The organism is Gemmatimonadota bacterium (genome assembly GCA_016712265.1).
In the GTDB taxonomy this organism is placed as follows: domain Bacteria; phylum Gemmatimonadota; class Gemmatimonadetes; order Gemmatimonadales; family Gemmatimonadaceae; genus RBC101.
On record JADJRJ010000028.1, the window covers coordinates 722,331 to 733,800 of the forward strand.

7 protein-coding genes are annotated in these 11,470 nt (G+C 66.6%); 2 read left to right on the forward strand and 5 right to left on the reverse strand.

The features are described from left to right. Positions 1–7 precede the first annotated feature (7 nt). Positions 8–3,094 (reverse strand): SusC/RagA family TonB-linked outer membrane protein, encoded by a 3,087-nt coding sequence (locus IPK85_09950; protein MBK8247703.1) that lies wholly within the window; start codon positions 3,092–3,094, stop codon positions 8–10. Positions 3,095–3,338: 244 nt separating this feature from the next. On the opposite strand from IPK85_09950, the gene IPK85_09955 reads away from it, so the two are divergent. Together IPK85_09955 and IPK85_09960 are read left to right on the forward strand one after the other, a co-directional pair. Next, positions 3,339–3,812 (forward strand): hypothetical protein, encoded by a 474-nt coding sequence (locus tag IPK85_09955; GenBank protein ID MBK8247704.1) that lies wholly within the window; start codon positions 3,339–3,341, stop codon positions 3,810–3,812. Between the two features lie 26 nt (positions 3,813–3,838). Further along, positions 3,839–5,293, forward strand: a complete 1,455-nt coding sequence (locus IPK85_09960) for a sodium/proline symporter (protein MBK8247705.1) — start codon at positions 3,839–3,841, stop codon at positions 5,291–5,293. 22 nt (positions 5,294–5,315) lie between these two features. Here IPK85_09960 and IPK85_09965 read toward each other — a convergent pair whose 3' ends face one another. The 4 genes from IPK85_09965 to IPK85_09980 form a co-directional block, all read right to left on the reverse strand. After that, entirely contained in the window at positions 5,316–6,455 is a 1,140-nt protein-coding gene (locus IPK85_09965; GenBank protein ID MBK8247706.1) for a hypothetical protein, read from the reverse strand. 13 nt (positions 6,456–6,468) lie between these two features. Next, a complete protein-coding gene (locus IPK85_09970; protein ID MBK8247707.1) occupies positions 6,469–7,209 on the reverse strand; it encodes a hypothetical protein in 741 nt (246 codons plus the stop codon). A gap of 67 nt (positions 7,210–7,276) precedes the next feature. Further along, positions 7,277–10,057, reverse strand: a complete 2,781-nt coding sequence (locus tag IPK85_09975; protein ID MBK8247708.1) for a UPF0182 family protein — start codon at positions 10,055–10,057, stop codon at positions 7,277–7,279. Between the two features lie 109 nt (positions 10,058–10,166). Continuing rightward, positions 10,167–11,378 (reverse strand): exo-alpha-sialidase, encoded by a 1,212-nt coding sequence (locus IPK85_09980; protein ID MBK8247709.1) that lies wholly within the window; start codon positions 11,376–11,378, stop codon positions 10,167–10,169. Positions 11,379–11,470 lie beyond the last annotated feature (92 nt).

Below are 11,470 nucleotides of genomic sequence, written 5' to 3' on the forward strand. Positions count from 1 at the left end.
GGTCGCCTCAGAAGGTCAAGGCGAAACGGATGTTGAAGGCGCGCAGTGGCGGTGTGGAGAAGAACTCCTCGTTCCCGCGCGTGTCGCTGTTGCCCACCGTTGCTTCCGGGTCCACGCCGGTGTAGTTCGTCCACACGGCTAGGTTCCGGCCGCTGCCGATCACGCTCAGGCGTGACGCGCGCACCTTGCGCGCCCAGGTGTCCGGCAACTGATAGCTGACCGAAAGCTCGCGGAAGCGGGTGAAGTCACCCTCTTCGTAGAAGTTCGTGAAGACGTTGGCGTTGGCGGCGACAGCGGCTGCCTGGCGTTCCAGTGCGGCGGTCTTGTCGTAGAGGCCCCGGCAGGCTTGCCCGCCCTGGCACTGGTGACGCAGCGTGTTGTTCAGCTTGCGCATCCCGCCCTTGTAGTCGAACTGCGTATTGATGCGCAGCTTGCGCTTGAGCAGCTCGATGCTCGGCGAGACGGCGAACTCCTGCGTCGGGAATGACGGACCGACGTAGCTGAGCGTGTCGTAGGTGATCTCGCTGCCGACGATGATCCCGTCGCCGTTGGCGTCGGCAAACTTCATTGGGCGACCCCACATCCCGAAGAGCGGATACCCCGGCACGTTGTACTGGGTGTTCCGGTTGCCGGTGAAGATCGGCGACACCCCCTCACCGAGTTCCAGTAGCGTGTTCTTGTTCGTCGACCCGGTCACCGTGAGGTCGATGCCCGCCCACGTGCGGTCGAGCAGCCGTGAGTTCACCACCAGTTCGATCCCCTGGTTGCGGACCGAACCAATGTTCTCGAAGCGCGTCGACACGCCAAAGCCGAGGCTCGGCGCCACCTGGCGATCGATGATCGCGTCGCGCGTCTGCTTGCGATAGTACGACATCTCGAGATTGAGCTTGCCGTTCAACATGTTGGCGTCGAACCCGCCCTCGAGCTCATACGAGTATTCGGGCTTGAGGTCCGGGTTGCCGAGCGCACCCAGACTGACGCCCGGTGCCTCGACCTGGCCGGTCAACGTCGTGCCCACGCCACTGTAGAACCGCAGGGCGTCGGTGGTGCCCGGCTGCTGCCCGGAGGCACCGTAGGTCGTGCGCAAGCGGAACGTCTGCAGCCAGTTCCACTTGGGGAAGAACGCTTCCTCAGACGCCACCCACGACGCGGAGAACTTGGGATACAGCACCACGTCGAACTGGTCACCGAACGCGGAGTTGTCGTCCGCGCGCACTGCGCCAGTCAAAAAGAGGCGCTCGTTCCAGGACAACGCTGCCTCGATGTAGGTGCCGAGGGTGATTGTCTCGTCCGTCGCCTGGCTCGGGATGCGCGCCGAGGACGTGAGGGACAACGTGCGTCCGCCTGGCGGGAGGACCTCGCCGCTCGCGCCGGTGCGGGCAAAGTAGTTTCGGAAGTACTGCAAGCCCACACTCGTCTTCGAGTTCCAGCCGCCCCACAGCATCTTGTTTGCGCTGAGGCCGGCGTCCACGGTGTACTGGTGCAGCTCCGTACGCTGGTTGTTGATCTGTCCACTGCGCGCCGGGAACTGGTAGGTCCCCTGGTCGAACAAGTTGATGGCCTGGTCCACTCGGGAGGTGATATCCACCCCGACCGTCGTCCGTGCATTCAGCCACGAAGCCGGCCGGTACTGCGTCGCAAACGAGTTGACAAAGCGGTTGACGCCTTGCGTGGTGGTCCGCGAAAAAACGTCGCCCATCGGCCAGCTGCGGTAGCCAAGGAGTGGGACCCCGCGGCTGTCGGTCAGGTCGCGCCGCCCGAGTCCACCGAGAGCCGCGACCATCAAGCCGTTCCCGTTGTCCTCGTTCTGGGGTAGCCGCTGGTCACTGGTGATGAACCCGCTCGAGACTTGCAGGTCCGCCTTGGACGTAATGGCGGCGTTCAGGTTCGTGCGCAGGCTGATGCGATTGAGCTTGTTCGGGTAGACCTGTTCGTCCGGCAGGCTCGTGACGCCACGTTCCTTCATCAGGCGATCGACCTCGATCTGCGGCATCTTGTAGTTGCCCAGTTCGTCTTCCCACTCGCCTGAGCCGAAGAACTGGACACGTTCGGTTCCGCCAGAGAGCTGGGCGCCATACTGCTGGCGAATCCCGTTCGTGAGGACCGTCGTGCGATCCTCATTGAGGACGTTGACCGTGGTGACCGAGTCCATGCGGCAAGCCCCCGTCGGGACCGACGTCAGCACACAGCGCGCGCCACTCGTGCCGTTGGGGAGGGTGCCCCAGCCGTAGTACAGCAGCGGATAGGTGTTCGGGTCGTACAGGTTCCCGTTCTCGCTGTAGAAGTTCCAGACCGTCTTGCCGGCCTTCCCCTTCTTCGTGGTGATGTTGATGACGCCATTCGCCGCTTCGGTGCCGTACAGCGTCGCGGCCGATGGCCCCTTGATGATCTCGATGTTCTCGATTTCCTCGGGGTTGATGTCGTTCAGGCGCGAGGGGCTGGACCCGCCGACGCCGAGCGCCGAGCTGCCGGTGTTGGAGATGATGCGCACGCCATCCACGTAAACCAGGGGCTCGTTGCTCAGGCCGAACGATGCCTGGCCGCGGATACGGATTCGCGATCCGGTGCCCGTTGCACCCGCAGACGTCACCTGGACGCCCGCCGCACGACCATTGAGCAATTGGCCCAGGTCGCGCACCGGCGTCTCCGCGAGCTTCTCGCCGACGCTGATGGTCGAGATCGTGTTGCCCAGCTCCACCTTGCGCTGCTGCCCAGTCACCGTGGTCACTACCTCGGCGAGGGAGTACGTGACCTGGGAGAGTACGATGTCCAGCGTCGTCGCCTCACCGGCGACGGAGACGGACAACTTCTTCGCCTCGTAGCCGAGGCGCGTTACCGTGACTTCGATGGTCCCGGTTTGTACGCCCCGCAGCGTATACCGGCCGTCGTCACCACTTTGCGTGGCCGCCGCCGTACCGGCGACGAACACACGGGCCGCGCTGACCGGCATGCCGGAGCCGGCATCCGTGACCCGGCCGGTGAGTCGCGCAGCCTGCGCGTCGGCGGCGGCGCTACCGAGTAGCAGTGCCGAGAGCACCACAACGCTCCGGCGCGCCGTACGCCAGGCCCTTCGGTGGACGAGATAGGATCCCATGCGACAACTCCCTCGTTGGTGTGGGCGACCCCAGGGGATGGGGTCTGGACGACAGATACCGCGACGGCACACGAATGCCCGCTCAATCGCGGTCAAATGCCGATTGCGCTCCTCAGGCAAAGTCCGACAACTTGGTCAGGGGAGCGCGGACAGACGCTACGATTGGAGTTGGAGGCTGTCAACAATGGCCCAACCCTTTCGTCCACCCCTCCGCTCGCGGAGCTACCGGGCTACCGTTACACCCATGTCGCTTCCGTATCGTTCAGGGGCAACCTTCGGGCTCGCAGTTGGGGTGATTTGTGCCGGAGCGAGTTACGTCGCAGCTGGAACGCCGGCTTCGCCGGGCCTGAGCGCCTGGCTTCAGCTGGCGGCGATCGCGATGCTCGTTTACTCGACCCTCGCTCTCGCCGTGGCCGACCGCGCTGCCGTGTGGGGGCGTCGCATCGCGACGGCTTGCCTCGTGGTCGGCTTTGCCGCTGCCTTGCTCATCCCGGCGACCGCCCCTCGGTTTCTGGGCGTTCCGTTGGGGACGGTGTTGATGATGACCCTCGTTGGTTTCGTTCCATTGGTCGTTCTTCCACTCCTGTTCGCCCACGGCTTCCAGTCGGCACCGCGAGATGTACGGGTCGATGGAACGCGCCGGCCGGACCAGACTCCCCCGAGCCAGGGAACGCAGGACCCGACTGCGCACCCCACCCGCACGCCGCGGCAGAAATAGTGCTCCAGTCCGCAACGCTACAGTCGGTGACCCGCCCCGAGGTGGTCGGCGTCATGCTCGCCTACCTGGCCGTCGTGCTCGGCATTGGGGCATGGGCCACGCGAAGGACCAAGACCGCGGGGGACTTCTTCCTCGCCGGCCGGTCTCTGGGGCTCTTTCCCATGGCGATGGCCGCGATGTCGGCGACGCTCTCCGGCTTCGCGTTCATCGGGGGGCCGGGGCTGGTCTACTCCGTGGGACTCGGCGCCGTCTTCATTGTCCTGCCGCTCTCCATCACCAACTCACTCTCAGCCTGGGTCCTCGCGCGCCCCCTGCAATCACTGGCGGCGCAGCGATCGATGCTGACCGTCCCGGATGCCATCGGGGCGCGGTTTGCCTCGCCCGCGGCACAGGGACTGGCCGCGATTTCGATCGTCGTGGCGTGCGCCGGCTACGTCGCCACCAACCTCCTCGCGTTGGGCCTCGTCCTGGACGCCGTATTCGGTTGGGGGCTGCCAGCGTCGATCCTGATCGGGGCCTTGGTGACCGTTGCCTACTCAGTCGGCGGCGGCATCCTGGCCGGCGTGTACACCGACGTCTTTCAGGGCACCGTGATGGCGCTGGCGTCCGCAGCGGTGACGGTCCAGGTCCTGCGCGTGGGTGGGGGCGTCACCGGGATCGCCAACGACCTCATGCAGGCCGATCCGGCGTTGCTGTCGCCGTTCGGGCGCCTCTCGCCGGTCGCCGCGTTGAGCTGGTTCCTCGTGTTCGGGATCGGGGCGCTCGGTCAGCCCCACGTCATCAACAAGTTCTACATGCTGCGCGACCCGGCGCGCCTGCGCTGGTACCCGGCCGTGATGAACGCCGTTATGGCCGTCACCCTGCTTCTCTTTGTTGGGGTTGGCTTGGTCGTGCGGGCGCTGGTGCACCGCGGCGCACTGGCTCCCCTCGCCCGGCCCGACGACGCGACCTCGACCTTCCTGCTCGGATACGCCCCGGCCGCCCTGGCCGGCTTGGTGTTTGCCGGGGTCGCTGCGGCGATCATGAGTTCAGTCAACGCCTTTCTCAACGTTGGGGCGGCGGCGGTCACGCACGATATTCCCGCCTGGGTGGGCCGCCGTTGGGGTAACCCGTTGACCGCTGGGCGAGCGGCCACGCTGTGCCTCGCCGTGGTCGCGACCGCTATTGCCCTGCGATCCACAACGCTCGTCGCGTTCCTGGGGATCTTTGGTTGGGGACTCTTTGCCTCCACCCTGGTGCCCTCTGTGGCCATCGGACTCAATTGGCCCGGGGCCACGCGACAGGGCGCCATCGCATCGATCGTCACCGGCTTTGTGGTGACGGTGGGCGTGGAGAGCCTGGCCTGGGCCAAGGTGATCGCGATGCCTGCCGGCGTCAGCGGGACGGCGCTCGGCCTCGTTGGCTCAATTGGGGCCTTCCTGATCGCTTCGTGGATGACCGGTCGCGGGGCCGATCAGGTGGCGGCCGACGAGCCAGCCTGATCGGAGCGACAGGGCGTGCTGTTCAGCCGCCCTTCGGCTTTGCCTTGCGTCCAGTGCTGGAGCCCTTGTCCGAGCTACCACCGGACGAGCCAGACGACCCCGCGCGACCACTCGAGCTCGAGCCCCCTGATTCGGCCGAGCGATCGGACGAGCCACGGCCGGAGACATACCCGCGTCCCTTCACCACCTTGCCGTGTTCCTCGTCATTCACCTCGCCGGACGGCGCACGAACCACAACCACTGGCTGGCGCCCGGGATACCAGCCGTACCCACGGCCATACCCGATGCCATAGGGGTCATAGCCGTACCCCCCACCGTAATAGTCGTCGATCATGTCCCCACCGAACACAACGCGATCATCGCCGCGCAAGTCGGGCGGTGCCTCGCCGAGTCGGGTGCGGTCCAGCGCAAACACCTCGGGGTATGACAACGCCACCATGATGTCGATCACCGACGGCGACACCCCGGATTCCTCCAGCGCCACCAACTGACGCGCATCGAGCAGGAAGCCCTGCCCGCGCTCGGCCAGCCAGGTCTGCATTACGCCAACTTCCAGGTGCCGCGACGCCTCGACCACGTCGGAAGGACGCAGCGTGCCGGAGGCGGCGATCCGTGCCGCGTGCATCCCGCGGGGACGACCACGCAGCACGGTCGCGACTTCGGTCGGAATCTGCGTCGTCGCCGGTGTCTCGCGATACCGCGCCGCCCGCACGCCGACGTTGGACCCGATCGCCACGCCCTGCACGTCGATCCATTCGCCGCCGTACGACATCGCCATCACGCTGTTGGTGAGCCGCCCAACCGTACCGCAGGTGAGCGAGGTGCGCAGGTACACGCGCATGCCGGTCGCACTGATGGTCTCTGTTCCCTTGCAGTTATCACGCGTCACTCCGCGCGGCTGTCCCGTCGCATCCAGGCGCTGGCGCGAGAGCACGCTGTCGCCCACGACGGACAGGACCTCGACCGCGTGCGACGATGCGGTGGGAATGACACAGACCCGAGACGGGCTCTCCGCGCTCGTCGCGCGCGGAATCAGGTCCCAGCAGCCAATCCATGCGTCCCACGCGGAGGTCGACGTGACCTGGGCATGCGAGGCAAAGGGCGCACCGACGAGGACGGCGGCAGCGAGGGCACCGCGAAGGAACGAGTGGCGACGGACCATGGAGCGCCTCCGATTAGAACCTGAAGTAAAGCCCGATCGAGGCGTTATACCCCGAGAGGTCGATCTTGTTGAACGTACTGAAGTCCTCTCCCATCGGACCCTTGGCCCATAAATAACGCCCCTCGGCCGTCAGCCCGTAACGGGAGCCGAGCGAGAAATCGCTTCCGGCAAACGCCGTGGCGCCAAGGGACCACCCGGAGGACTCGAACTGGTCCTCGAAGATGTCGAGGGTCTGGTTGTCGACGAACTCGCCAGCCTGGGCCAGCTTGTACCAGACCGCCCCGCCACCGCCTCCCACGAAGGGAACCACCTTTCGCGGGATCCAGGCGAAACGCCCGACGGATCGGCCCGGGGAAAGCAGGGAGAAGCGTGCTGTCGCGAACAACGGCACGCGGTGGAGTTCGGTGGTCTGCAGGATGGGGAGGTCGTCCTCCCCCTCGAACTTTCGGGACTCGGACTCCGCAGTGATTCCCGCGTATCCGGAACTGAGGGCGATCTCAACGCGCGGTGCGACCCGAACCCCGAGGGCGGCGGCGACGTGGGGACTCGCAAAGTCGCCGCGCCCGAGGGTCAGTTCCGAGGTGATGAAGTCGAAGATGTCGCTCCGGGCCCGCGGTTGGGCGAACCCGGTTTCGACCGTGAGCCGCCAGGTGGGCGCCCGGAACATGAAGCCGTCCCCACTCCCCTGGGCCCGCACGGGTAGCGAGCCGAGGAGGGTGATCCCGACGAGGGCATAGAGGCGGTTGGCGGTCACGGTCGATAGGCGTCGAAGGGCCGTTGTACCCCGAGGACCCCGGAAGGGTGCGTGGGAGGCAGCTCCATTATTGAGGGGGACGGGCCGCTCCCGTCCCGAGCCGCTCCAGCAGTTCACCAAGTCGCCGGATCTCCTCGCCGTATCGCGCCCAGTCTCCCTCACGCTGGGCGGCCAGGGCGGCCTGGTAGCGACGGCGTGCCTCGGCGAGCTGCGCCTGCACGTTGGTCGCTTCGGCTGGAGAGGCGGGGGCTGGAGTCCCCGTGGCAACCTGGGGGCTTGGTTGCCCGGTGCTCCCCCCGAACAAGTCCGCCAGGGCGGCTTCGAGCGTTTCCCGCATGACGACCTGGTCCTGGAATGCGACAACCACGCGCTTGAGCTCCGGGATGCGTCCTCCCTCGGCCTCCAGGTAGAGCGGCTGGACGTACAGCAGGGCTTCGTTGATGGGGATCACGAGCAGGTCCCCGCGGATGACCTGGGATCCCCGCTGGTCCCACAGGGAGACCTGCCGCGAGATCTCGGTGTCCTGGTTGATGCGGTTCTCGACCTGGCGGGGGCCAAAGACGAGGCTTTGGCGCGGGAAACGGTAGACGCGCAGTTTTCCGTAGTTTGCGCCATCGTTGCGTGCCACCATCCACGCCGCGAGGTTGTCCTTGCCGCGTGGGGTGAAGGGCACCATGTAGATGTATTCGGCGGAGTCCTCGTCCGGCAGGCGCATCACGATGTGCCGCATGAACGGGACGGATCCATCGGCGCGCTCCACCACCGGGATCTGCCATTGGTCTTCCCGGTGGTAGAAGTCCTCGGGCTTGTCCATGTGGTAGGTCGTGAACAAGGTCGACTGGGCCCGGTACAGTTCGTCCGGGTAGCGGAGGTGGCCGCGCAAATCGGCCGAGAGGCTGTCGAGCGGGAGCAGGGTCCCCGGAAAGACCTTGTCCCACGTCTGCACGATGGGGTCGCCGGGGTCGCTGACGTACGCGGCGATCGTGCCATCGTACGCGTCGACCACAACCTTCACGCTATTTCGCATGTAGGTCATCCCTTCGGGCGAGCGCCAGGCGTAGGGGTACCGGTCCGTCGTCGTATAGGCGTCCTGGATCCACTGCAGCGTTCCGTCGGCCGCAATCACCAGGTAGGGGTCGCGATCCAGGCGAAGGAAGGGCAGCGCCTTGCGGATGCGTGACGCGATGCGGCGGTGGTACAGTACGCGACTGTCGCTCGTGATGTCACCGGAGAGCAGCACGTTGGACGAGCCAAAGTGCATGGCAAGGATCAGGCGGCGGAACAGGTTCCCCACCGGAACGCCGCCACGGCCGGCGTAACTCGTGTACTCGTTGACCTCGCCCGCGGGATAGTCAAACTCGCGCTGCTTGGTGTTCACAAAGACGAACTGGTCGGCCAGCTCACCATAGTACATTTGCGGTCGCGTAATGCGCAGGTTCCCAACGGCCGATGGCGGCAGGTCCTTCACAAAGAGGACCGGGAGGCCCTGCGGCGTCACCTGGTTGACCGGGCTCAGTGTCAGCCCCATTCCGTGCGTGAACGTGAGGTGTTCGTTGATGAAGGTGCGGGTGGGGAGTGATGCCGGGTTCAGCTCGCGCGGCGACAGCAGGACCTGGCGCAGCTTGCCGTCGATCCAGTAGCGGTCGTCGTCCACCGCGACAAAGTCATAGTAGGTGCGGATTTCCTGCAGCTGGCCGAAGGTGCGCAGGAGCGGATCGCGGTCCCACAGTCGGACGTTGTCGATCGTTGGGGCGTTCGCCCGCAGGTCGGCCAGCGAGAGGTTGGCCTCGCCTCCGAGGTCGCGGACCTCCACGCTGTCCAGCCCCCAGGCGCGGCGCGTGGCCGCGATGTGGTGCACCAGCTGCGGGGACTCGCGCGTGAGTTCCGTCGGCGCCACGACGAACCGCTGCATCACGGCGGGAAACACACCGCGTCCCAGGACGCCGATCGCGGCATACGCTCCCACGGCAACAAAGGCATGCCAGGCCACACGCTGGCGGGCACCACCGATCATGATCCACACGGCGGCGAGGAGTGCCGCCACCGCGGAGAGCCGGATGGCGGGGAGCCGCGCATGGAGGTCGGTGTAACTCGCGCCGACCAGGGGGCCCGTGGTGGAGTACAAGAGGTTGGGCGTATCGACCAACCAGAGCCTGAGCGCGGCAAGCACAAACCACACCGCGAGCACCATGCCGAGGTGCAGGCCGGCGGACGGCTCGATGGTGACCCGTTGCGGGCGGAGCACGATGTCACCGCGCGATGCGTACACCGCGACCAGCAGCAAGAACGTCAGGGTGGCCAGGGAGGTCAGCATCCCGAGGGCCAGGGTCACCGCGGGGAGGGTGAAGACGTAGAACCCGATGTCGCGCCCGAACACCGGGTCCACACTGTTAAATGGCGTCGCGTGCATCGCCCGCAACACGGTGCTCCAGCTGCTGCTCGCGGCCATGGCGGCGAAGACCGCGAGGACCACGCTCACCGGTCGTGTCACTTTCGCGAGCGCGGTGGTAACGTCGATGGCCGTCGTCCCGCCGCCCGGGGCGTTCGCCGAAATCGTGACCGGAAGCGGCACCACCCCGCGCTGGGCGATGGCGAGATTGGTGCGCACCACGGCCAGGGTGAGGACAAAGCCTGCCGCAAAGAGCAGCAGGCGTGCGAGGATCTCTCGCGAGAAGACCACGCTATAGCCGATCTCCCGGAACCACCACAGGTCGACGAGAAAGCCGCTGGACAGGGTGGTGAGGAACGCGAGCCCGGCGAGACCGCCGAGGACGCTGAGAGCGAGGATCTGGCGCCGGGGCATCTTGCCCTCCAGCTGGGGATGGTCCAATGGGTCGCGAAGGGTCACTTGGGGAATGTACGCCCTTCAGCCGAGACGAGGGGGAAACCCCTCGCCTTCCCGGGACCGTACTGGCGTCTGCGACGAGGGGTCGCGGGTGCGGCGGAGGGTCGGGGCGTCAGCGCAGGGCCACGTCGCGAAGGTTGGCCACCCGAACGAAGCTGCGCCCTCCATCGGGACTCCTGTACACATCGTAGCCGCGAGTCACCCCATACACGATGTTGGCATCCGTGGGTGCGAATGCGATGTCCTCGAACGGTTGGGTGGACGAGACCACCACGCGGGTGGTGGCCAATCCGTCGGTGGAGTGACGGAGTGTGCCGAAATCATCCACGAGGACGACGTTCGCGTCGCGGGGCGAGACCGCCACGGCACCGTTGCTGATCATGCCGCCGGTTTCCACCCAGGTGGTCCCGGCGTCGACCGATCGCCATATCCGAAATCCCTCGGCGGTATTCGCCCAGATCACACCTCCGTCCCGCGATACATCAAAATGGGTGACGGTACGCCCGCCGAGTGGATTCGCGAGTGTTGACCAGCTGGCCCCGGCATCCGTGCTCCGCAGGAATCCCACGCTGGATTGAGGGGCGGTTCGGTTGAGCGCATAGATCAGGAGCTCACCGGTGTCGGCGACGCGGCGGATCACCGTAAACTGGCTCGTGCTGAGCAAGGTGCTGCTCTGCACCGCTTGCCACTGTCCGCCGCCGTTGCTCGTGCGGTAGATCCCGCCAGGGAACACGGTGCCGGACAGGGGGGAAAAGGTCGCGGTGCCCGCCGAGATCGCGACGAGCGCAGTGGAGCCGCTGGCGTCGAGCATGGTCACCGCAGAGGCGGAGGCGCTTGGCAGGCCGCAGTTGATGCGCGTCCAGTTTCCTCCCGCGTCCGTCGAGCGATAGACTCCGGCAATCGTGCTCGGATGATCGCCGGTGAGCGGACCGGGCGAGTCGGTGGTGGCGGCCATGAGGACGGTCCCACTGCCCGGCGCGATCGCGAGGTCGTACACCTCGGGGTATCCCGTTCCCCCGTGCCGCATGCCGGCGCGCAGGCGCTCCCAGGTGCGTCCACCGTCCCGGGAGCGAACGATCCCGTTGCGTTCGGTGCCGATGTAAAGCTCGTCGGCGTTCCCCGGCGCCACGACGAGGGAACTGAAGGCGCGATCGCTGTCCGACCCCTGGGGGCCGGCCGGGCCGCCAATGACCTGGGCGCCGTTGCCTAACGCGTTCCCGCAGGGGTCCAACGTTGTGTCCCCGCTCGTTGACTCGCGGCACGAGGTCACGACCAGGAGGAGCAGCCCCAGGGGCCAGCGGTGGTGTTGTCGAGGCGTTAACATGGCGATACGGGCGAGCCGCCCCCTCGTGGACGCGGCGTGACAAGGCGTCGTCTGCCGGAGACGCGCGCCGGACCGGTCACGCAGCGCGGCGC

Coding starts and splice junctions, on each gene's coding strand:
- IPK85_09950 (MBK8247703.1), bottom strand. CDS start 3,094: ATGGGATCCTATCTCGTCCACCGAAGGGCCTGGCGTACGGCGCGCCGG.
- IPK85_09955 (MBK8247704.1), top strand. CDS start 3,339: ATGTCGCTTCCGTATCGTTCAGGGGCAACCTTCGGGCTCGCAGTTGGG.
- IPK85_09965 (MBK8247706.1), bottom strand. CDS start 6,455: ATGGTCCGTCGCCACTCGTTCCTTCGCGGTGCCCTCGCTGCCGCCGTC.
- IPK85_09980 (MBK8247709.1), bottom strand. CDS start 11,378: ATGTTAACGCCTCGACAACACCACCGCTGGCCCCTGGGGCTGCTCCTC.